We start from the raw sequence: 22,294 nt of genomic DNA on the forward strand, positions 1-22,294 counted from the left end.
GGAAACCCCAGTTGAAGCAATTTACGATTAGTCATGATTAACAAGTTCCGATTGATACTTAGAGCATCTCAGTATAATTAATAGAAATCAGTTAGTCACAAATCCTCACTGAGTACGAAAGTCCCGAAAGAATCTTGATACTCAGTAAATAAGTAACAGTCCCTAATTGCGCGACACACGCCTTGCCCTGTTCGCCTACTTTGTTTCCGCTCCGTTCTACTCCTGCATGAAATCCCTTCCCTGCTCTTCCTTTCGCCGCTCACACCTCTCCCGCGCCGCACTCGGCCTGTTCGTCACTCTCTTCAGCCTCGGCGACCCGGCCTCTGCCCAGACGCTCTCCACCTCGCGCGAGGTTAATTTTTATCGCGACGTGCCGAGCCGAAGCCTCGACGGGCTCGCTGCCCGCTCCGATGGCGCGCTCGTCAGCGGCCCGCGCGTGAGTCCGCTCGACTTGCCGCTCGATGCAGACCTGCTCTGGAGCGCGGCCGAAACAGGCGGCACGCTCTTCCTCGGCACAGGGCCCGCAGGGAAACTGCTCTCGTATCACTTAGCCGCGGCAGACAGCGAGGCGCCGCTCATTCCAGCCGAGACGATCACGCTGCCGCACGACTCGCACCTGCTCGCGCTCGCCACGCTGCCCGACGGCGGCCTCCTCGCAGGCAGCTCACCCGAGGGTGCGCTCAGCTTGGTGCAGGATGGCCAGGTCATCGCGCGCAGCGCCCTGCCCGTCGGCTCGATCCTTGCGATCAGCGTTCATGCGCCAGCCCTCGACCAGGCGGCCCCCACTGCCAAAAACACGGAAGTCCTCGTCGCCACGGGCGCACCCGCACGGATCTACAAAGTCGATCTCGCGAAATTTCGCGCGTCGGGCATCGGCCTCGAAAAGCTCCCCGCAGACGATGAGGCCGCGCTGGCCGAGCGCGGCTTCACGCTCTGGGGCAGCGTGCGCGACGAAAACTTGCGCAGCCTCCTGCGGCTCGCCGATGGCCGCGTAATCGCGGGCTCCGCCCCAAAGGGAAATGTCTATGAATTCCCCGCAAGCGGCGGCTCGCCGCGCGTCCTGGCGGAAAACAACAACGCCGAAGTCACCACGCTGCTCGGCTGGGACGATGGTTTTTACGCGGCGATCACGCGAGGCGACACCCAGCGCCGCCAACGCCTCGACAGCAGCAGCAGTGGCGGCGGCTCGCTGCGCTCCTCAGTGCCCACGAGCACCGACTCCTCTTCCGGTTCCGACGAGAGCGGGGACTCGGGCGATGACAGCGGCAGCAGCGAAGAAGGAGGCTCGGCGGGCGGCAGCCGCAGCGATGGCGAAACCCGAGCCGCCCTGCCCCCGACCGCACCCGGTGCGGAAAAATTTGGCGGCAGCTCGCGCCTCGTCTGGTTTCCGAAAGATGGCTTTCCGCAAACGGTTTTCAGCCGCGTGGGGATCGGCTTTTTCCAGCTCGCGCGGCACGGCGACTACGTCCTCATCACCGCGGGCGACGAGGGCGAGCTCCTCGGCTACGATCCGCAGCAACGCCGCAACCTGCTCTTTGCCGGAGCGCGCGCCTCCCAGGTCAACGCCATCGTGCCACTGCCTCACGGTGGCAGTGACTTTCTCCTGATCGGCAATAACCCCGCCTCGCTGGAGCGGATGAGCTGGGCGCGTGATGCCAATGCCGAGCTTGTCGCGACAACGCGGCGGATCGACCTGGGCGGCCCCGCCGAGCTCGGCGCGCTGCGCGTGGGGGCGGGAGGGGCGGGAGGGCAGCTCTCTGTCCCCGCCAACATGGGGTTACGAGTGGAGATGCGCAGCAGCTACAGCAGCGATCCGCTCGAAGGCTGGGGCGAGTGGCACGAGGCGATCCGCCACAGCGACGATCCGGCCTGGTACGCAGCGGAGAACAACGGCGCGCAGCCGGAGGGCGCCCCGCCGCCCACGCCGCTTCGCGGGCGCTACGTGCAGCTCCGGCTGAGCGCCCGGGTCCCCGCATTTGAGGTTAGCGGTGCCCGACTCTACAGCCTCCCGCAAAACCAGCACCCGCAGCTCAGCAGCTTCACCGTGCTGCCGCCGAGCAATGCCCGCAACAGCGCCGACACGCTGCGCAAAGCCGCCGAGGCCGCCAAGATCGGCTACCGCGACGATCTCGCCACCGCCGCCGATACGCCGCTGTATCGCAGCTCGCGCGTAATCATCTGGGACTTGAGCGATGCCAACGGCGATGTGCTCCTGAGTACGCTCTCCATCCACGGGCCCGAGGATGACGCCGACGCGCAGTGGGAGCCCGTGCTCGTGGACTCGGAAAACCGCTTTGCGATTTTCGACACTGCCCCGCTTCCCGAAGGCCGCTACCGCACCCGACTCGATGTGCGCGAGACCGCGCCGCGCCCCGCCCCGCAGCGGCTCAGCATTTCGTTTTCTACCGACGATTTCGTGGTCGACCGCAGCCCGCCCGAGATCCTCCACACCCAGCTTGAGCGCACCGAAGCAGGCGGGCTCACGCTGACGGTGCAGGCCCGCGATGCGCTCTCGCTGTTGCGCGGCGCAGAGTTTCACCTCAATAACGGCACGCGCTACACCGTTTCGCACCCGCTCGACGGCATCCTCGACGGCCGTGAAGAGGGCTTTGCCCTGGAGCTCAGCCCCGCGCAGCTCGGCACGGCGACCGCTGTCGAAATCATCGTCCTCGACGAACACTTCAACAGCGCCAGCACACGAGTAGACCTCCGCCAATAAGCAGGTCTGCGACGCGCGGCCAACGACCCCCACTACGCGTGGGGCGGCGGGCAGTGCCCGCTCCCATTTACTGTGCGGCTTGCTGTCGGGCGTTCCGCCCGACGAACAAGCCGTACAGTTGAATAAAATCCCTGACCGGAGCTCAAATGGGAGTTTAACCCGTAAACTTTTTCGCAGCGCCCCAATGGGTTTCCCACTTCATTTGCGATTCAGGCTCCTTCCCCTGTTGCGAAGCAACAGGAGGATGCCCCGTTAAATTTGCGATTTTGTTCGGGCGCGAAGCGCACGCGGCAAAATCGCAAATTGAATGGCACGTGGCGCCACGCCACCGCTGCCCGCGTAGGGCCGCCCTCCCGCTTCCACGCGCAGTGGGAAATATCGCCAAGTCCGCTAGGAGCGGGGGTGGGCTTTGGCGTAGATCTCTTGCAGGCGGGCGATGCTCACATGCGTGTACACTTGGGTGGTGGTGAGCTGCGCGTGGCCGAGCAGTTCCTGGACGAGCCGCAAGTCGGCTCCGGCGTTGAGCAAGTGTGTGGCGTAGCTGTGGCGCAGCTTGTGTGGCGTGATGTCGCTCGGCAGATCGGCCAGCACGAGGTAGCGCCGCAGCACCTGACGAATCTGCGCGGCGCTCAGCCGCTGGAATTTTTCGCTGATCACCACCGGATCGCTCGCCCCTGCGTTGTGGGTGGCGAAGTCGTTGCGAAATTTTTTCAGCACGGCGAGCGCGAGCGTACCGATCGGGCAGAGCCGCTCCTTGCGCCCCTTGCCGACGATGCGGGCCACACCTGCGCTCATGTCGATCATCCCGTAGTCGAGGTTCACGAGCTCGCTCACGCGCAGTCCCGCGCCGTAGAGCAGCTCCATCACCAGCCGGTCGCGCCATGCCGTAAACGCGTCCACTGCGCCGTTTTCGAGTAGCCGCTGTGGCCCGAGCAGCAGGCGCTTCATCTGCTCTTCGGTGAGAAATCGGGGCAGCGCCTTGCTGAACTTGGGCAGCGGGAGCCCGAGGAACGGATCGCGGCGGATGCGCTCCCGCCGCATCCAGAATCGGATCAACGAGCGCAGCCCCGAGACGTGGTTGTGCAGCGTGCGCGCGCTGTAGCGGTGCTGCGCCTCAATCACAAAGTCGCGCATGTCGCGCGGGTTCAGGCCGTCGAGCCCCGCCGCCGTCCACAGGCCCGCCGCGTGCAGCCACCCGTAAAAATCCTCAAAGGAGATCCGGTAGTTGCGCAAGGTGAGCGGCGAGTAGCGCCGCTCGCCCTCCAGATAATCGGCAAAGGGCAGCCACCACTCGCGAAGTACCGCTTCGGGCACGCGCGGCCTATCTGCGGGGCGTCCGGGCACAGGCTTCGGCCTCGGCGATGAGGCGGTTTGTCCAGCGGCGCAAGGCATCTTCGGGGTTGAGCCCCGCTTGCTGCGCTGCCGCGCTGAGCTCGAAAAGCGCCCGCCCGAGCTCAGCTTCGGTGAGCCCAGCCGCGCGCGTCGAGACGGCCTCGCGGTCAACCGAGGGCAGCCGCGTGCCGAGCTCCTTTTTGCGGCATTGTTTCCACACATTCTCCGCGAAGAGCAGCGCGGGCAGCCGTGGCGGCAGCGACTTGAAGAGCGGCTCGGCCGGGGCGCGTTGACCGGCAGCCGCACCGCTCGCGGCGTCCGGCGAAGAGCCGCCTGCCTCATTTTGGCGCGCTGCCTTTTCCTGCGCCTTGATCGCCTCCCACTGCGTGAGCACTTTTTCGGCGCTGTCGATCAGGGGCCCGTAGCCTCCGGCGGCTCCATCCGCATTTGCCGCGCCAAACACATGGGGGTGCCGCCGGATGAGTTTCTCGTTCAGTTCGCGCGCGACTGCGTCGAGGTCGAAGTGCCCCGCCTCCTCGGCCAACTGCGCGTGAAACACGACCTGGAGCAACACGTCGCCGAGCTCTTCGCGCATGTGCGGCATGTCCGCCTGGTCGATGGTCTCGATCAGCTCGCTGACCTCGTCGATCAGGCAGCGCACCAGCGACTCATGGGTTTGCTCCTGATCCCAGGGACAGCCGCCCGGGCCGCGCAGGCGGGCCACTGTGTGGCGCAATTCGTCAAATGCTTGGCTCATGGTTGTGTGTAAAATCGGTGAGCGAGGATCTCGCCCCAGTTTTGCAAAAAACCGCAAAGACAAAACCCGACCTTGCGCCGCCAGCGGCACTTTGCGGCACTCCCGCCATGTCCGACAAGTTGACCGAAATCATGGCGCACAAGCAGCGCGAGATCGCCCCGCGCCTGCGCGAAGTCTCGCCCGCCGAGTTGCGCGAGCTCGACGCCTCGCTGCCCCGCCCGCCCTCCTTTGCCGAAGCGCTGAGGCGCGCGGACGGGCAGCTCGCCGTGATTGCCGAGATCAAGCGGCGCTCGCCCTCGGCAGGCGCAATCGCCGCTGGCGCCAGCGCGCCCGAGCAAGCCCGCCGCTACCAAGCCGCCGGTGCGAGCGCGCTGTCGGTGCTCACCGATTCGCACTACTTCGGCGGCTCGCTCGACGATTTGCGCGAGGTCACCGCACTGCTCGCCGCGACGCCCGCGCCGCTGCCCTGCCTGCGCAAGGACTTCATGCTGCACCCGCTACAGGTGCACGAAGCGCGCGCTGCCGGAGCGAGCGCGATCTTGATCATCGTGCGCGCTCTCGACGATCCGACGATCAGCACGCTGTACGCGGCCGCCCGCGCGGCAGGCCTCGATGCGCTGTTTGAGATTCATGAAGAGGCCGAGCTCGCCCGCGCGTTGGCGCACGGCGCACAGATCATCGGCGTAAACAATCGCGATCTGGCCGTCTTCAAGACTGACCTCGGTTTCAGTGAACGGCTCATCCCGCGCTTCCCCAAAGACGTGATCGCCGTCAGCGAAAGCGGGATTGCCGCGCCTGCCGATGCGGCGCGAGCCCGCAGCGCCGGAGCCCATGCGATACTCGTCGGCGAGGCGCTCATGCGCGCGGCCGATCCGCGCGCGCTGCTCCAGTCGCTCGCCACCGCCTGAAGAGATGCCGCTCAGCTACTCAGCGACGCGCGACTTGCTCGGGAGGCTCGGCCACAGCCCGAAGCGTTTCCTGGGCCAAAATTTTTTGGTCGATGGCAATATCGTGCGAAAATCGCTGGAGCTCGCCCGACTCGCGAGCGGTGACCGCGTGGTCGAGATCGGCCCAGGCCTGGGCACGCTCACGCGCGCGCTGCTCGACGCAGGAGCTGAAGTCTGGGCCATCGAAAAAGACCCGCAGCTTTACGCGTATCTCGCACAGGAGCTGGGCGGCTCGGCTCGGCTCCACCTGATGGAGGGCGATGCCGTGGAACAGCCGCTCGCAGGCTTATCCCAAATTTTTAAGAATCTGGATTTACCCCTTGATCCAAAGAATTCGCCCGAATGGGTGAGCGGCCCAGAAATCGCGGTACAACCAGATGGCGCGGCGGCGCAGCCACTTGACTTCAAAATCGTCGCCAACCTGCCCTACGCGATTTCCACGCCGTGGATGGTCGGCGTGCTCAATGCGGGGCTCCCCTCGCAGTCGCCTGAAGCTGAGCCTCCGTTGGCTGGCAGCGCGCAAAATCAGCGCCCCGGCGGAGCAGCACCACTCCCCAGCCGGATGGTGCTCATGCTCCAGCTGGAAGCGGCCGAGCGTTACGCCGCGCAGCCCGGCACCAAGGCATTTGGCGCGGTTTCCATTTTCCTCCAGTCCGCCTACGAGGTCGCGCCCGGGCACCGCGTGTCGGGTAGCTGTTTTTATCCGCGGCCCGACGTGGATTCCTGCCTGCTCCACCTCGTGCGCCGTGTGCGGCCCTTCCGCTTTTCCCTGAAAACACAGCAAGTGATTCGCGCCTGTTTCCAGCAACGGCGTAAGCAATTGGGCAGCCTGCTCCGCGGAAAGCTCCCCGACGGCGGGCAGGGTTGGCTCGCCGAGCTGGAGGCGGCGGGCTTTTCGGCTCAAACGCGCCCCGAGCAAGTCCCTGTCGCGCTTTGGGAAAAATTGGCGCCCTACGTGGCCTCTTGAAACTCGGGGAGATCCCCCTAGTCTCCCGACCACGATGGCGCGCTTATCCCCACTCCTCCTCGCCCTCATTTCGCTGCTGTGTTTCCCTAGCACGGCCCCTGCCCAGCCCGAGGCAAACCGACCTTCCACCGGCCTGCTCGGCACGATCGAGCGCGACCACTACATCGCGCCCGGCGGGCTCTACCGCGTAAAAATCCCTGTGCTGCCGGAGCTCGGCGGCAGCATCTCCGACACGGGAAATGTGGTCGTCTTTCGCGACGACTATTCGACGCATGTGAGCATCGGCGCCTTCGTCCTCGACGCCACGCAGCGCTGGGAGCTCGCGACCACCGAGCGCGAGCAATACCTCACGGCATTCTTCGCGATGCTCGTGATGCCCGACTTCGAGAAAATGTTCCCCGGCTCGCAAATTGAGACGACGCGCTTCGAGCCCGGGCTGCTCAGCGCGGCAGAGGGAGTGGGCGCTGCGGAAAAATCGGGGAGCGAAACCAGAAGAAACGCAGGAACAACCAAGGGCGCAGTCCCGGATGACGAAGCGGGAGGCGCGGTCTTCTGCTTCACGCTGCTGCCCGGCGGCAGCATGTTTGGCACGCCCTTCGCCGACGCTCGCGCCGCCCGGGAAGGCCGCCCGCCCGTCGCCAAACGCGGCAACCTGATCTTTGCTCAAAACGGCGTCGTCTACGTTTTAAGCATCGAGCTGAGCGAACGCCTCCACAGCCGAAATTACCAAAAAACCCCCGAAGAAGAAAACGCCCTGCTCAGCCAGCGCCTCACCGCCCTGCTCCACTCCATGCAGTTTGCCGGCGCCACTGGTACTTCCCCCCGCGCCCATGCAACAAAATGAAGCCTGCGGGGTGAGGCCTCCACTTCGCGTGGGGCGGTGGCGGGGCGCCACGTGCCATTGAATTTGGGAATCGGCTCCGCCGCTTCGCGGCGAAGCACGATTCCCAAATTTGCCTCCCTGTCGCGTTGCGACAGGGGAAGGAGCATCAAACGCGGATGAAGCGGGAAACCCATCGGGGCGCGGCAAAAGGGTTTACGGGTTGCGAGCGGGGCGGCCTTACCTAACTCTCCGTACAAAAAGGAAAGGAACACCCGCGATGCTCACTGCCCAAATTGCCAAGCCGGCGGCCTCGTCAACCGCTACCAGCCGCAAGCTGCGGCCCGCTCCCAAGCGGCCACAGCCTGACCTGGCCAAGGAGACGCTTTCCGTCGCCGAAGCCGCACGACTTCTCGACCAGGAAGAGTGGATACTTCGCTCGCTCTGCCGCCACGGCTCCATCCCCAGTCATGAGGTAAATGGCGAACGCTACATCACTCTGTCCGATTTTACCGCCTACCGCCGAAGACGGCAGGCCCGCTTCGATCACTGGGATCGCTCGCCCGCCCTCAAAGCACTGGATGAGGTTACCGATGCTCTCATAAAACAGGGGCTTTACTGGGAGGCGCCTCCAGAGGCCATGGCCCAATCTTCCGGTGATCGCTAAACCCAGCAGTTCTCATCAAGGGCGGGCACTTTTGTATGTGGTGATCGACGCCTGTGTTTTGGCGAATTACGCGGTTGTTGATCTGTTACTCACTTTGGCTGAGTTGGGGCTGATTTCCCCCCGTTGGTCTTCTCAAATTCTTGAAGAGACCTACCGCACGCATACTCAGAAACTGCACTGGGAGCCCCGGATTGCTCGCGGTTTCCAGGCAGCAGTCTTGGCCCAGTTTCCGACCAGCTTGGTGAGCGGCTACGAAAAGTGGATTCCTCATTGTACGAATCACGAAAAAGACCGTCACGTTTTGGCCTGTGCGATTGAGGCCAAGGCGCGGGTTATCCTTACCTACAACCTACGCGACTTCGCCTCGAGGGACCTAGCCCCATGGCACACCCGAGCGCTCCACCCACAGGACTACCTGCTCGGGCTGCATGGGCAGGACCATGAGCAAATAGCAGATGCTCTCGAACGGGTTGTACGTAACCACTCACAAAAACTCGGGCGCAAATTCACCATCCAGGACGAGCTGAGGGCACTCGCACCTTTCGTTCCCGAGTTTTCCAAAGCGCTGCTCGCCGAGAGCAACGCGGTATTGCGCTAACGCGCCCCCCTCATTGGGGGCTCGGGGTCGCAGCCCCGCTTCATGGGAGGCGAGTTGCTTCGCGACTGGGGGAGTTCATGTAAATTTGGGAATCGTGCTTCGTCGCTTAGCGACGAGGCCGATTCCCAAATTGAATGGCACGTGGCGCCCCGCCACCGCCCCGCGGGGTCAGGGGAGTCTTCGACCCGTTCACTTTGCGGCGCACTCGTTGGTGCGCCGTCGGCTTCGACTCTTCTTTTGGGCGAGCCGCGGCTGGATCAGCTTACCTGGTTGCGCGCGAGGGCGAAGTCGACCCACACGGGGCGGTGGTCGCTCAGGTAGCTGGGGACGATTTCGCAGCGGACTTCGGCACAGCCCGGCGGCAGGAAGATGAAGTCGAGGCCGCGGCTAGGCAGTGCGGAGGGGAAGGTGAAGCCGCCTTGCGGGTGCAGCGAGTAGTGGCCGTGCAGCGAAAAATAGCGTAGGAGCTGGGCTGTGGCATCGGGCAGGTGCGCGGCGTTGTTCAAGTCGCCGCACACGATTGGCAGCAGCGCCCACTGCGCGCCGCAGTCGAAGTGCTTGGCCGCCACGTAGTCCATGACCTGCTCGATCTGGCGGAAGCGCCGCACGCGCGAGCGGTAGTGCAGGTGCATATTGAGCAGCGGTAGCCGCCCTCCCCCGCCGCAGTCGAACTCCGCGTACAGGAAGCCTTTTTCGCCGACACGGCGCGTGCCAAAGGCCCGGCTCTCCCAGTCCAGAACCGGCAGTTTGGAGAGAAAGGCATTTCCGTAGCTCAGGTTGAGGAGGCCCTCGCGGTGGTTGTTGATGCCGAAGACGGCATGCGGGTAGCCGGTGTGCATCCGCAGGTATTCGAGCTGGTCAAAGTTTCCCGCCCAGCGCGAATGCTGGTCGATCTCTTGCAGCGCCACGATGTCGGGTGAGAGCTTGAGGATCAGCCGCGCGATCCGGCGGAGGTTTGTGCGCAGCTTGCGGCGCAGCGTCAGCCCCTGGATGGGCGCCAGCCCGCGACCGTGGGCGATATTAAAGGTGAGGATCCGCAAGCGTTGCTGCTGCATGCCGCGCGCAGATCTAGCGCGGGCGCCCCGAGCGCGGCGATCCCAATCAGCCGCCCGCTGCTGCGCAGCGCAAAACCGCCCGACCGGGCGACAGCACGCAAGGCCGCCCCTCGTCCGCCCCGCGTACAAGTTCCGAAACCAAGAGTTGACAGGTCGCGAAGTGCTCGCGAGCGTCCGCGCCTCTTTTTTGCGGCGGCCATAGCTCAGTTGGTTAGAGCACTTGATTGTGATTCAAGGGGTCGCGGGTTCGAGTCCCGTTGGCCGCCCCACCCCCGAGCTGCCCTCCTTCGCGAGGGCCGTTTTTTTGCGGGAGACGAGACCAGAACACACGCACACTTTACGCACGCACAGCCCCATGCAGTTCCTGTTTTTGCTAAAAAAAGTGGTCACCTACTTCCTGCTCCCGCTGCAACTTAGCCTCTTGCTCATGCTCCTGGGCGGCGCGCTGTGCAGCCTGACCAGGCGCAAAGGTTTTGGGACATTGGGGAAAATCAGCCTCAGCGCGGGGATCCTCCTGCTGCTCGTCCTCAGCCACAAGCAAGTCGGCATTGCGCTGCTCCAGCCGCTGGAAACCCGCTACGCCGCGATCCCCGAGCTCGCCCCCGGCGAGCCGCTCCCGGCCGCGCTGGCCGAGTGCCGCGCCATCGTTGTCTTCGCGGGCGGCGTTTCCAATACGCCCTGGCTGCCCGCCACGTCGCGGCTCAGCGAGGTGGGGCTGGCGCGGCTCGTCGAAGGCGTGCGACTCGCGCGCCTGCTACCCGATGCGCTACTCATCTTGACCGGCCCGGCCTACGAACAGGACGCACCGGAGAGCGAGACGGCCGCGGCCGCCCTCGCCCGCGCCGCCGAGTCTCTCGGCATCGCCCCCGAGCGGATGCGGCTGATCACTGCGGCGCGCGACACCGAGGGCGAGGTCGCCGCACTGCACGCACTCTATGGCGATATGCCACTGGCACTCGTAAGCTCCGCCTCGCACATGCCGCGTATCATGGGCTACGCGCAAAAGGCCGGACTGCACGCCCTCGCCTGCCCCGCCGGTTACAAGATCCGCCCCAACGCCAAATTCCGCTGGCACGAGTGGACCGCCGACATCAGCGGACTGGGCAACAGCACGGGCGGCATCTACGAACGGCTGGGCACCCTCTGGGCGCGGCTGCGCGGGCGCACTGACTGACGCACCACTGCGCGTGGGGGCCCTTAAGGCTGCCCTACGCGGGCCGCGGTGGCGGGGCGCCACGTGCCATTGAATTTGGGAATCGGCCCCGCCGCTGTGCGGCGGAACACGATTCCCAAATTAGCCTCCCTGTCGCTTCGCGACAGGAGAAGGAGCCTGAATCGCGGATGAAGCGGGAACCCATTGGGGCGCGGCGAAAAAGTTAAAGGGTTAAATCTCCGACCCGACCGGAGGTCGGGTATCCTCTTACTGTGCGGCTTGTTTGTCGGGCCTTCTGCCCGACAAACAAGCCGCACAGTAAATGGGTGCAGGCACCGCCTGTCGCCGCCCGCGTAGAGCCTCGCCTCCCACTCTCCGCACACCGCGTGTAGTGGCGGGAAAAATCAGACTCGCCGCACTTCCCGTTATCCCTCCAACTCTGCGGCCCAAGCACATGTTTTCGCTCAAAAAACTCTTCGGCAAAGACGACAAGTTTTACGACCTGCTAGAGGCGGGGGCAGACGAGGCCAAGGCCAGCGTCTCGCTGCTGGAAGGCTACCTCGAACAGCTCTACAAGACGGGCAAGGCGCCCGAAAATCTGGACGAGTTCATGCAGAGCCGGCGCGCCGAAAAGCGCATCCGCAACCTCGTCCTGGAGGAGCTCAGCCGCACCTTCGTGACACCGCTGGAGCGCGAAGACATCGAGGCGCTCTCGGTCGCCCTGTACCGCATCCCCAAGTCGGTCGAAAAAATGGTCGAGCGGCTCTCGATCTACCCGGGCCGCGTGCCGCACAGCGCATTCCAGCGCCAGTCCGAGCTGCTCAAGCTCGCCGTCGAAGCCGTCGTCGTGATGGTGCGCCAACTGCGCAGCGGCACGAATCTGGAGAAAATCCGCCCCGCGACCGACCGGCTCCACTACGCCGAAGGCGAGGCCGACCGCGTCATGTTTGACCTGCTGAAAGAGCTCTACCGCGGGCCCTACGATGCGAAGGAGCTCGTCATCTTGCAGGAGATTTACGAGCTCGCCGAGCAGTCGGTCGACTCCTGCCGCAACGCCGGAAACATCGTTGTGCAGATCGTCCTCAAGCACTCGTGATGACGCCCGAGGTCCGCCCGCCCGATGCGCCGCGCATCCCCCCGCTGCCCGCCCGAAAACGCCACGCGAATGCTGCCTTGCTGCTGCTGCCTCTCCTCCCTCTGCCCACTCGTGCGCCACAGCGCGCCTAACCTCTGGCCCATTTTTCCATGACGCTGTTCGTGCTCGTTTTGCTGGCCGCGCTCATCTTCGAATACATCAACGGCTTTCACGATACGGCGAACTCCATCGCCACCGTCGTGTCGACCAAGGTCCTCACGCCGCGCCAGGCCGTCGTCTGGGCCGCCTTCTGGAATCTGGTCGGCGCACTGATGGGGACAGCCGTTGCGACCACGATTGGCCGCGGCCTGGTCGATACCAACGTCATCGACATGAGCACGGTGCTGAGCGCGCTGCTCGCCGCCATCGTGTGGAACCTCTTCACCTGGTGGCTCGGGCTGCCCTCCAGCTCCAGCCACGCGCTCGTCGGCGGGCTCTGTGGCGCGGCGCTCACTGCGTCCGATGGCAATTGGAACGTCCTGCACTGGCACATCATCGCCGAAGACGGCAGCCACGGCGGCCTGTGGCCCAAGATCGTGCTGCCGATGGTCACCTCGCCGTTTTGCGGGTTCCTGCTCGGCGCCGGGCTCATGTACCTGCTCCTCGCCCTGCTGAAAAAACTCAGGCCGCGACTCATCGGCCTGATCTTTGGCAAGGCGCAGCTCGTCAGCGCGGGCTTCATGGGCTACAGCCACGGCTCAAACGACGCGCAAAAAACGATGGGCATCATCACGCTCGCGCTCTTCACCGGCACACAGGCCGGTATCTTTGAAGGGCTGCCCGCGTGGGCCTCATTTCTGGAAACGCCCGAATTTACCGTTCACCGCTGGGTGATGATCGTCTGCGCGCTCACGATGGCCGCGGGCACTGCGGCGGGCGGCTGGCGCATCATCCGCACGATGGGGCACAAGATGGTAAAGCTCCAGACCATCCACGGCTTCGCTGCCGAGACCACTGCCGCGCTCGTGATTCACGGCGCCTCCACGCTCGGCATTCCCATTTCGACGACCCACGTCATCACCACCTCGATTATGGGTGTCGGCAGCTCGAAACGCTTCAGCGCGGTGAAGTGGGGCCTCGTCGAGCGCATCGTCTGGGCCTGGGTGCTCACCCTGCCAATCACCGGCCTGCTCGGCTACGGCATCGAGAAACTGCTGAAATAAGGGGACGGTCGAAGGCCGCCCCCTGCCGCTCACGCTCGCTCAAGGGGAGCGAGCCGCCCCGCGCACTCATCGGGAAGCGGGGCGGCTGGAAGAGAGAGCTTAGAAACCATAGGTCATGGTGAAGCGCACGTTGCGCCCGGGAAATGGGCTCACACCAAACCTGCCATTGGGCTGCCAAAGCGTTTTCTTGTCGGTGAGGTTATCCACGTTGAGCTGGAAGCGCAGGGAGCGGTAATCGTAGCTCGCCCCTACGTTGTAGATCGTACGTTCCGGCATGTAGAAGCTGGTCTGCGTTACGATGCCACGCGGGGTAACATCTACGGCGGGGTTTTCCCCGGGGTGCTTTCCCACATGATTAAATCCGGCAAATAGATTCAGCCCCTTCGCAGGCCCGCTCAGAAAACTGTATTTGAGCAGACCATTGAGTATTTCATCTGAAATATTCCTCCGCTGCCGCCCGTAACCATCGCGCAGTTTCATATCCGTGTAGCTGGCGATTACGGTGAGGCTCGGAGTAAGGCCACCTACGACATCGAGCTCGAAGCCCTCGTTGGTAAAATCCGAAAAGACGAACTGTGGCCGATCAGGATCAAAGCCCGTCTCGGGAGCCGTGTTTATGATCGGATAGTTATTCTGCGAGAGATCGAACCAGGAGGCCGTAATCGATAGCCGCCGCTCAAACCACTCGAGCTTTACCCCGACCTCATCCTGCTCGCCTTTCTGGAAACGCACGTCGCCGCCAAAGAGCGTACCGTCGGCGTTGGTCGAGTGGCTGTAATAAACCGAGGCATACGGCGTGACTTTAAACAGTGCAGCGTAAAAGGGGCTGTCCGCATCTCCCTTCAGGCGAGTTGTGCTCCCTCCGAGATGATTTCTGGTGAAGTAATCGAGCCAGAGACGGGAAATGCCGCCGTTGATCAGTAACCGCTCCCCGAGGAAGCCGAGCTGCGCGTAAGCGTAAGCCCAGGTTTTTGTATTGTGCTGGGAAAGCTCAAGGGACGGTGAAAAGTCCGCGGAGACAGGCCGTGCGGGCATGGTATCGGGATCCGCCAGGACAAGAGTCCCCGACCAACCAAACGCCGTGCGGCGGCGGGTTTCGCTGGTTGCCCGCGAGTGAGAGCCGCCAGCAACCGTTTTAATCGTGACCAGCGCATCGGAGCCTGCCCCACCGATTTCAAAGTTCCCGGCAAAGTCCGCCTGGTAGTGGGTTTCATTGTTGTAGTCGTTCAGAAGGCTGGGCTGAAAAGCGATACTGATGCCGGAAGGGTCGACCTGAGGGGACGAGGTCGAGACGTAGGGATTTGTCGCCTCATCGTAGTCGAGCGTATCATCAAGGAGCCCCCAGGTATGGTTCGGTGTATAACGCCCCGTCATCGGGTTGTAACGGCTGGCCTGGTCTGGGCTTCCAGTGATCGAGCTGCCTTCCTCAAAAACAATTGAGTGTGAATAGTGGCGCAGCGCAGCCAGCCGCATGCTGATTTGATCGGTAAGCGAGGTAGTAAACTCCAAAGTGGCTCGACGAACCTTGTTATCGCGCAAAATCCAATCCGGTTTCGTATTGGATTCGTCGTAACCAAAGCCGGGGACAATCGAGTCCAGCGAGGCGGTCCCGCCGTCGCTCACCTCCGGGCCGACATGCAAAGTAGCAGGACTTACTGCCGCTCCCCTGGCTTCCCAGTTAATCAGGAAGCCTTTCAGCTTGAGCTGGGTAGTCGGCGAGATGGCCCAGACGACCTGCGGATTTACGTTTTTGTTGAGAATTTTGCCAGGTACGAAGGAGTGCGCATCTTGGTATCCGGACGTGACGCGGTAGGCAAAACGGTCGGTACCCGGCAGGGGGCCAGTGCTATCAACACTGAGCCGGTTGCCCAACTCTTCGGCAAGTTCGAGCACGGCAACCTGGGAAGCCTCGAACTGTGGGGCCTTAGTTATAACATTCACTGAGCCTCCCGGGTTTCCCGTCGGGGCAAGAATGGCGTTGGGGCCCTTCACGATCTCAATCCGCTCAATAAGCGCGGGGTCCAGGTTGCTCTGAAAGGAGCCAATCGTCGCAAAGTTATCGATGGAACGGCCAGAGAGCTGGAAGCCACGGATCACCTGCCGGTCGGCAATACCGCTCGCGCCAGATAAATAACCGTGCCCCACACCCGAAATGTATTGGGTGGCATCGATCATGGAGACGGCGCCGATGTCCTTTATAAAGTCGCTGGTCACGACGTTGATCGTCGCCGGAGTATCGATGAGTGCCTGGCGAATCCGGGAGCCCGACATGGAGTCAACGGCCCGGTAGGCATTGGCACGCTCGGAGGAAATGTCGAAGACGGGCAAGCGGACGGGCTCTTCATCCGCGACGGCGGGATTGGGCGCGGTAGTCTGTGCGGTGGCCGTGCAAGTCACAGCCGCTAACAGGCCCGCAAAAAAGCGGCCGGTGTTTCGGGTTTTCATAGGGTTTGGGGTGGGGTTGGGGTTGTGGGGTTTATTGGTACAGTAGCTCCCGTGTTTGATCACGAAGGCCCCCGTTCTCTCACCGCGTATCCCTCAAAAAACTGCTTTTGCAAACCGAACGTCAGGATCACCCCAAAATTCCTCAAGCTCCCCTCTATCCGATCCGCCAACCCAGCTAAATTACTCAACGCGGCCCCGGCGCGAGCAGGGCAGAATGAGCTACGTGCTCCCCCGTGTCGCGCAAGCGTGCGTAGCCTCGGCGCCCTGCCCCGTCACCAGAACCGCCGAAACAAATCCCTTCCCCGACATTGCCGAAGGCAATCAGGGGGCCAAACAGAATGGCTGAGGTTCACCGACCTCAGCCGAAGTGGCCGTTGATGTAGGCGGCGGTTTGCGGGTCGGTCGGCTGCGTGAAGATTTGGCGGGTGGCACCGCTTTCGACGAGGTGGCCCATGTAGAAGAAACAGGTCTGATCCGAGCAGCGCTGTGCCTGCTGCATCGAGTGCGTGACGATCACGATTGTGTAGCGGCGCTTCAGCTCGCCGATCAGCTCCTCAATTTTGGCGGTGGCGATCGGGTCGAGTGCCGCGCAGGGCTCATCCATCAGCAGGACTTGCGGCTCGACGGCGAGCGCGCGCGCGATGCACAGCCGCTGTTGTTGACCGCCCGAGAGCGCGAGCCCCGAATCGCCCAGACGATCTTTCACCTCGTCCCAAAGTGCGGCCGAGCGCAGGGCCTGCTCCACCGCCGCATCGAGCACTGCGCGGCGGCGCTGGCCCTGAATCCGCAGTCCGTAGGCCACGTTTTCATAAATCGATTTGGGGAAGGGATTCGACTTTTGGAAAACCATGCCCACGCGCTTGCGCAGCAGGATCGGGTCAACCTCGGCCGCGTTGATGTCCGCTCCGTGGATGCGGATTTGCCCGCGCGTGAGCCGCGCCACATCGACCAGATCGTTCATCCGGTTAAAGCAGCGCAGGAGCGTCGTTTTACCGCAACCGGAGGGGCCGATGAAGGCCGTCACCTGTCGCGCCGGAAGCGCGAGGTTGATATCGAAGAGCGCCTGCTTTGCGCCATAGGCGAAGTCGAGATGCTCCACCTCGATTGCGGTCGGCGCGTGCACCGGGGCCGTGCGCCCGGGGGCCACACGCAGCACCGGTGGCCGCTCAACAATGGCGCCCGCGCGGGTGCCTAGCGTCGGGTGCACCACCGCGCTGCGCATGAAGTGGGTCTCCAACAGCCGGTTCGCGAGCCCCCGGGAAGGAGTGAGGTTTTCTATGGTTACCATGATGTTTTAAATCGGTTGCGCAGGAGCAGTGAGCTGAGCGCGAGCAGCCCCACGACGCCCAGAAACACAAAGGCGGTGCCGTATTGCACGCGGCTGCTGTACTCGTTTTGCGGGATTTTTGTGGCGACCACGTAAATGTGGTAGGGCAGCGCCATCACGCCCTGAAAAACGAAGTCGCTGATCCGCTCGACCTCCCAGGGCAGCTTGTCGCGCACCACATAGGCCGCGGTAAACATGATCGGCGCGGTCTCCCCGGCCACGCGCGCGATTCCCAAAATCGACGAGGTAAAAATCCCCGGCAGCGCGCAGGGCAGCACGGCGCGGCGGATCGTCTGCCAAGGCGTCGCGCCGAGTGCGAGCGAGCCTTCGCGCAGCCCGCGCGGCACTGCCTTTAGCGCCTCCTCGGCGGCAGTGATCACCACCGGCAGTACCATCACCGCCAGCGTGCACCAGCCCGCGAGCAGCGAGACATTCCAGCCAAAGAAATTCACAAAAAGCGCGAAGCCGAAGAGGCCGAAAACGATGGAGGGCACGCCTGCCAGATTGAGGATGCTCAGCCGGATCAGCCGCAGCGCGCGCCCTTCCCTCGCGTACTCGCTCAGAAAAATCGCCGCGCCTACGCCGAGCACGAGCGCGATTCCCATCGCTCCGGTGACCAGTAGCACCGTGCCCACAATGCAAGGCCAGATCCCGCCCGCCGCATAAACATAGCTCTGCGAGCGCAGCGGTTCGGCGGGAGGAGCCGCCCGCCCCTTGCGCCCCTCCTCCTCCGCGGCGACGGCACGCGCACGCTCGCTCGCGGCAAAGGCGCGAAACTCGCGGTCGCCCATCTCGCGCGATTCGCCTGCGTATTCAAACACATGCAGCGACTCCGGTGCCTGCGTGAGAAACTCCACGTTCACAAAAGGCCACTCGGCGCGAAAAACCGTGCGCGAGCCCTTTAGCGCGATGTCGCCAAACACCGCCAGCCCACAGCACAGCACCACATAAGTCGCTGCGCGCAACAGCCCCACCGAGCTGCGCTCAAGCCAGCGCCGCGCTCGCGAAGCTGCGCCATCCGCAGTCGTCGAAAAGGGATTGGTCGCAGCCGCGCGCCGATTTTCGGAAACGCGCTCAACAGCAGCGCTGCCCCGCCCAAACGACTTTTCGCCGCCGCCCATCAGTTGTGCTTTCATCGTCATCACAGTGTGGGCAAGCGGTAGCGTGCGAGCAGGCGCTGCGCGGTATAGTTGAGCGCGAGCGCGATCAGGAAGAGCAGCAGCCCCACCATGAAAAGCGCGCGGTAGTGGATCGTTCCGGGCACGACCTCTCCCATCTCCTGGGCGATGATCCCGGTCATCGTATGCACCGGCTGCACCGCCGCGCCGAGCCCCGCCGTAAAGTCAGGAATCGCGATCCGGTTTCCCGCGCAGAGCAGGACAACCATCGTCTCTCCGATCACGCGGCCGAGACCCAGCAACACCGCCGAACAGAGCCCCGAAAGCGAGCTCGGCACGATCACCCGCCAGGTCGTCTGCATCGGGCTGGCGCCGAGCGCGCAGGAGCCCTCCTTAAACGCGCGCGGCACATTCCCCAGCGCGTCTTCCGCCAGCGTAAAAATCGTCGGCACCGCGATCAGCGCGAGCAGGCAGCCGGCGGTCAGCGCGTTGAGCCGCTCCGCATAAGGAAAGCCCGGCACCCAGGCCAGCCACGGCACTTGCGAGAGGCTGCGCAAGAGCTGCCCGAGCACCACGATGCCGAAAAGGCCGAGCACGACGGACGGAATCGCCGCGATAAATTCGATCACAGGCTTGATCAGCCGTCGCTCGCGCGCGGTTGCGATCTGGCTCACGTAAACCGCCGCGCCGAGCCCCAGCGGCACGGCCAGGCACAGCGCAATCGCCGACACCAGAAGCGAGCCGGTGAACAGCGGGACGACCCCATAAAAATCCTGCCAGAAACTCGCCGTCAGCCACTGCGGGCCGAAGAAAAAACTTTTAACCACCTGCCACTGCGAGACGGGCCGCGTGGCCGACCAGGAGCGAATTTCTTCGAGCGCGACTGGCAACGCCGCCACGTAGGCGCGGAGCCGTTTTTGGGCGTAAACCATTTCGCGCGCCCGAGCGGGTGGCCCATTTTTGGGGGCGGCGCCCGCGCCCAGGTTCGCCGCCGGAGATGCCTCGGTGAGTTTGCCCCACTCCGCAGCGAGTGTGTTCACCTCCGCAGCCAGCTCGACAAAGGTTTTCTCGATTTGCGGATACTGCGCGACGAGCTGCGCCACAGTTTCCAGACGGGTGGCCGCAGTGGCACTTTCCTTCGCCTCGAGGGCGATATCCCCGAGCTCGCCTGCCAGCTCGCGCAGCGGCAGGGCCGCATCGGCGAAGCGCTCTTCGTAATCGGCAAACTCCGCCGCCCCCGCTGCCCCCATACGCAAGCGCAGCTCGCCGAGCTCGCGGCCCAGCGCGGCGTGCGCCCGATCTTGTTCGCGGAGCAGATCGACCAGCTCCTGACCCGACTGACGGTACCGGGTGAAGGACTCGCGCTGCTGCGCGAAAAACCCGATGCCTTCGCGAAACAAGAAGAGCGTGATCAGCGCCAAAACGACGACCGCCACGACCGCATGCCCGCCAAAAAAGGCCCGGATCGCATCCTCCCGCGTCAGGCCGAAAATACGGCGGTGACGCTGGCGGATGCTAAAGTCGGGCGAGTTTTCTGAGGGCAAGCGGTGAGGCATGGCGGCCGAAATTTTTGTGCGGTCAGGTGTGCGGTTCGTTTTCAGGAAAACTTTCGCAGTTCGCGCATTCGTGTCCGGGCGCTTCAGCGCACAGGCACGAAGCCGATTTCCTCGACGCGCTGCTGCCCGGCCTCGCTCAACACGTAGTCGATGAAGCGGGCGGCCTCGCCCTCGGGCTCGCCGTTGGTGTAGAGAAAATTGGGCCGCGCGTAGGGGTACGCCTTGGCGAGCACGCTTTCCTTGCTCGGGCGCGTGCCCTCGATCGCGACGACCTTGATCCCGGGCGCACCGATGTAGGCGAGCCCCACGTAGCCGATGCCGTTGCGATTGTGCGCGACTTCGGAGACGATCTGCTCGTTACCGGCGAGCTTCTGCGAGGTGGGCGCGTAGTCGCGCTTCTTCATCGCGAGGTCTTTAAAGTCCGCGTAAGTGCCCGAGGCGGTGTTGCGCGTGTAGACCGAGATCGGGCCCGCCGAGGCCGCGCCGCCGCCGAGTGCCGCCCAGTCGCGCACGTCGCCCGTGAAGATTTGCTCGACCTGCCGCTTGGTGAGCGAGTCCAGCGGGTTAGCCTCGTTTACGATGAGCGCGATCCCATCGTAGCAGACGACGAGCGGGCGCAGGGTCACGCCCTTTGCCACGCCGTTGGCTTGCTCGTTGGCGCGCGCGCGGCGCGACGACATGCCGATGTCCGCCGTACCACCGATCAGCGCGGCAAGCCCGGTCGAAGAGCCTTCGGCGGCGATCTCGAAAGAGACGTCCGGATGCAGCGCGCGGTAATCCTCGGCGAGGACGGGCACGAGCTTCGCGCCGAGTGTATCGGAGCCTTTGATGACGAGCTTCTGCGCGTGCAGCGCAGTGCCAAACACGAGCGCAAGGCCCGTGGTGATGATCGGCCGCAGGCCGTGGAGGAATCGGGTTTTCATGATGTGGAGAAAAACGAAGGATTTTTTTTCGGGGGGAAGTGGTGGGAGGAAACGAACACGTGCGTTCGTGAAAGTGGGCGCGGCAGCGCGGCAGTGCCGCGCACGGCGCAGTGCCGCCGCCGCCCGTTTAAAAATTGAGCTGGAGCTGCGAGCGGACGCCCTGCGACTTGGCCTTGCCCGCCGAGCTGCCACCCGCCACTGCGCCGCGCGATTCGCCGTAGACGTAGCCGAGCTGGAGCTTCAGGTCGTTGCCGCGCAGGTACCAGTTACCGCCAAAGAAGAGCTCGCGCAGCTTGTCGTGCGTGCCACCGCCCGGGGCTGAGCGCACGCCGTCGGAGAGGCTCACGCCACGCCCGTCGGAATCGAGCGCGCTGTAGCGGGCGACCAGCTCGAACGGCTCGCTGAGCTTCAAGCTCGGCTGCACCCAGTAGCCCCAGGGCTGCGCATCGCGCGTGGCAGAGACGCCGCGCTCGACATCCGCGCCGAGCAGCTCGGCAGCGAGCCCGAGCCTCCCGCCCGCCAGTCCGCGCAAATCCGCGTAAACCGTGTACACCGCGAGGTCGTTGCCCGTGCCAGTAGGCCGCCCGCCTTGATCGGGCAAGTAGCCCGCCCCCGCACCGAGCACAATCGAGCCGCCGCCAAGCGCCTCGCCGAGGCGCCCGCTGAAACCCGCATTGGCCCACAGCGCAAATTGGTTGCGCGAGCCGTTGCCCGCCGAGGCCGCCGCGCCCGAGTTTACCGCACGCTCGGGGTTGGTGATCGCCGCGCCGTAGAAAAATTTGCCGGACGGCGATTTCCCATCGACGAACACGCCAACGCGGTAACTGCCCGCACCGAGACGGCGGCCATTGTTTTCCTCGACGAAATAGCGGGTAACGCCCGAGCGCTCAATCGCCAGCAAGCTGCCCGAAGACGTGCGCTCCTCCAGCCCCAGGTTTACCTTGCGCAGCCCCAGATCGACGCTGAAGGCGCGCCCCTTGTACTGTACCCAGGCCGCATCGAAAAGCCCGCCCGCGAAATCGTAGGTCAGGTTGCTGTTCCAGCTCGGCCCCAAGTCGGCGCGCGCCGTGAGGTAGAGCCGCCGCGCGAAAAAGTGATTCGTCGCAGCCGGATCCGCACTCGTGCCCGCGATGTCGGTGCCGATCGAGGCAAACTGCGCCTGAAGCCGGCCGCTCACGCGCAGCCGCGTGGTAAGGCTGCTCCCTGCCGTCGCAAGTGCGGGTGGCTCGGCGGCCTCGCGCAGCAAGTCCGCGCGCACCTCCTCCGCCTCCTGCGAAGTGAGAATCCCCTTGCGAACGAGGAGCTCAATTAAAGCACCGCTATCCTTGGCAAGGACGATAGGTGACGAAGCGAGAAAAACGCCGCAGAGGAGTGCGGCCACCGCCAAGCCCCTTAAGAAGGGGCGATAAGAAAAACAACGCGGCGCGCGCGCAGCATTGGTCGTGTTCGGGAACTGGGTGAAGGGAGTATTCATGGGAAGCGTGTGCGCCCGAAACCCTCGGGCTACGCTCCCGACAATCGCCCCTTTGTGTTACAAACCCGCGTCTCCCAGGTCACAATCCCGCCACAAACGCTCCCCACACACAGGGACGCACCAAATAAAGCGGCCGCA

General features: G+C 64.0%; 18 protein-coding genes and 1 tRNA gene. 10 read left to right on the top strand and 9 right to left on the bottom strand.

The genetic code is table 11. From position 1 onward, the window contains the following. Positions 1-226 precede the first annotated feature (226 nt). Positions 227-2,719 (top strand): hypothetical protein, encoded by a 2,493-nt coding sequence (locus tag AXK11_RS02940; protein WP_156469170.1) that lies wholly within the window; start codon positions 227-229, stop codon positions 2,717-2,719. A 390-nt stretch (positions 2,720-3,109) separates the two neighbouring features. Here the strand turns inward: AXK11_RS02940 and AXK11_RS02945 are convergent, their stop codons facing one another. Both AXK11_RS02945 and AXK11_RS02950 read right to left on the bottom strand, forming a co-directional pair. Beyond that, entirely contained in the window at positions 3,110-4,063 is a 954-nt protein-coding gene (locus tag AXK11_RS02945; RefSeq protein WP_068629181.1) for a tyrosine-type recombinase/integrase, read from the bottom strand. Continuing rightward, on the bottom strand, positions 4,041-4,808 hold the full coding sequence (locus tag AXK11_RS02950) for a MazG family protein (protein ID WP_068629183.1): 768 nt from the start codon (positions 4,806-4,808) through the stop codon (positions 4,041-4,043). The genes AXK11_RS02945 and AXK11_RS02950 overlap by 23 nt, the downstream gene beginning before the upstream one ends. Positions 4,809-4,915: 107 nt before the next feature. On the opposite strand from AXK11_RS02950, the gene trpC reads away from it, so the two are divergent. From trpC to AXK11_RS02975, 5 genes are all read left to right on the top strand, one after another. After that, the gene (trpC, locus tag AXK11_RS02955) at positions 4,916-5,716 is read left to right on the top strand and encodes an indole-3-glycerol phosphate synthase TrpC (protein ID WP_068629288.1); all 801 of its coding nucleotides are present in this window, start codon (positions 4,916-4,918) and stop codon (positions 5,714-5,716) included. A gap of 4 nt (positions 5,717-5,720) precedes the next feature. After that, positions 5,721-6,722, top strand: coding sequence for a ribosomal RNA small subunit methyltransferase A (locus AXK11_RS02960; RefSeq protein ID WP_068629185.1), 1,002 nt, complete (start codon positions 5,721-5,723; stop codon positions 6,720-6,722). A 34-nt stretch (positions 6,723-6,756) separates the two neighbouring features. Further along, entirely contained in the window at positions 6,757-7,566 is an 810-nt protein-coding gene (locus AXK11_RS02965; RefSeq protein ID WP_068629187.1) for a hypothetical protein, read from the top strand. A gap of 256 nt (positions 7,567-7,822) precedes the next feature. Then, positions 7,823-8,209: a helix-turn-helix domain-containing protein gene (locus AXK11_RS02970; protein ID WP_068629189.1), complete on the top strand. Its 387-nt coding sequence runs from the start codon at positions 7,823-7,825 to the stop codon at positions 8,207-8,209. Further along, positions 8,199-8,807, top strand: a complete 609-nt coding sequence (locus AXK11_RS02975) for a PIN domain-containing protein (RefSeq protein ID WP_082780806.1) — start codon at positions 8,199-8,201, stop codon at positions 8,805-8,807. Before AXK11_RS02970 ends, AXK11_RS02975 begins: the two co-directional genes overlap by 11 nt. A 257-nt stretch (positions 8,808-9,064) precedes the next feature. Here AXK11_RS02975 and AXK11_RS02980 read toward each other — a convergent pair whose 3' ends face one another. Beyond that, a complete protein-coding gene (locus tag AXK11_RS02980) occupies positions 9,065-9,862 on the bottom strand; it encodes an endonuclease/exonuclease/phosphatase family protein (RefSeq protein ID WP_068629193.1) in 798 nt (265 codons plus the stop codon). 192 nt (positions 9,863-10,054) lie between these two features. Between AXK11_RS02980 and AXK11_RS02985 the strand changes: the two genes are divergently transcribed. From AXK11_RS02985 to AXK11_RS03000, 4 genes are all read left to right on the top strand, one after another. Beyond that, positions 10,055-10,131 (top strand) — tRNA-His (locus tag AXK11_RS02985). Between the two features lie 86 nt (positions 10,132-10,217). After that, a complete protein-coding gene (locus tag AXK11_RS02990; RefSeq protein WP_068629195.1) occupies positions 10,218-11,036 on the top strand; it encodes an ElyC/SanA/YdcF family protein in 819 nt (272 codons plus the stop codon). 433 nt (positions 11,037-11,469) lie between these two features. Next, positions 11,470-12,111 (top strand): DUF47 domain-containing protein, encoded by a 642-nt coding sequence (locus AXK11_RS02995; RefSeq protein ID WP_068629197.1) that lies wholly within the window; start codon positions 11,470-11,472, stop codon positions 12,109-12,111. 149 nt (positions 12,112-12,260) lie between these two features. Continuing rightward, the gene (locus tag AXK11_RS03000; protein ID WP_068629199.1) at positions 12,261-13,313 is read left to right on the top strand and encodes an inorganic phosphate transporter; all 1,053 of its coding nucleotides are present in this window, start codon (positions 12,261-12,263) and stop codon (positions 13,311-13,313) included. Positions 13,314-13,412: 99 nt separating this feature from the next. Here AXK11_RS03000 and AXK11_RS03005 read toward each other — a convergent pair whose 3' ends face one another. From AXK11_RS03005 to AXK11_RS03030, 6 genes are all read right to left on the bottom strand, one after another. Continuing rightward, complete coding sequence (locus tag AXK11_RS03005) at positions 13,413-15,758, bottom strand: TonB-dependent siderophore receptor (RefSeq protein WP_068629200.1); 2,346 nt, start codon at positions 15,756-15,758, stop codon at positions 13,413-13,415. Positions 15,759-16,116: 358 nt separating this feature from the next. Beyond that, the gene (pstB, locus tag AXK11_RS03010) at positions 16,117-17,046 is read right to left on the bottom strand and encodes a phosphate ABC transporter ATP-binding protein PstB (RefSeq protein WP_231865737.1); all 930 of its coding nucleotides are present in this window, start codon (positions 17,044-17,046) and stop codon (positions 16,117-16,119) included. Continuing rightward, complete coding sequence (gene pstA / locus AXK11_RS03015; protein WP_231865738.1) at positions 17,040-18,227, bottom strand: phosphate ABC transporter permease PstA; 1,188 nt, start codon at positions 18,225-18,227, stop codon at positions 17,040-17,042. The genes pstB and pstA overlap by 7 nt, the downstream gene beginning before the upstream one ends. Further along, positions 18,227-19,759: a phosphate ABC transporter permease subunit PstC gene (gene pstC, locus AXK11_RS03020; protein WP_068629202.1), complete on the bottom strand. Its 1,533-nt coding sequence runs from the start codon at positions 19,757-19,759 to the stop codon at positions 18,227-18,229. The genes pstA and pstC overlap by 1 nt, the downstream gene beginning before the upstream one ends. An 83-nt stretch (positions 19,760-19,842) precedes the next feature. Continuing rightward, a complete protein-coding gene (locus AXK11_RS03025; RefSeq protein WP_082780807.1) occupies positions 19,843-20,682 on the bottom strand; it encodes a phosphate ABC transporter substrate-binding protein in 840 nt (279 codons plus the stop codon). A 127-nt stretch (positions 20,683-20,809) separates the two neighbouring features. Further along, on the bottom strand, positions 20,810-22,156 hold the full coding sequence (locus AXK11_RS03030; protein ID WP_082780808.1) for a porin: 1,347 nt from the start codon (positions 22,154-22,156) through the stop codon (positions 20,810-20,812). Positions 22,157-22,294: the final 138 nt, after the last annotated feature.

Origin of the sequence: Cephaloticoccus primus (assembly GCF_001580015.1) — a bacterium.
GTDB classification, from domain to species: Bacteria; Verrucomicrobiota; Verrucomicrobiia; order Opitutales; family Opitutaceae; genus Cephaloticoccus; species Cephaloticoccus primus.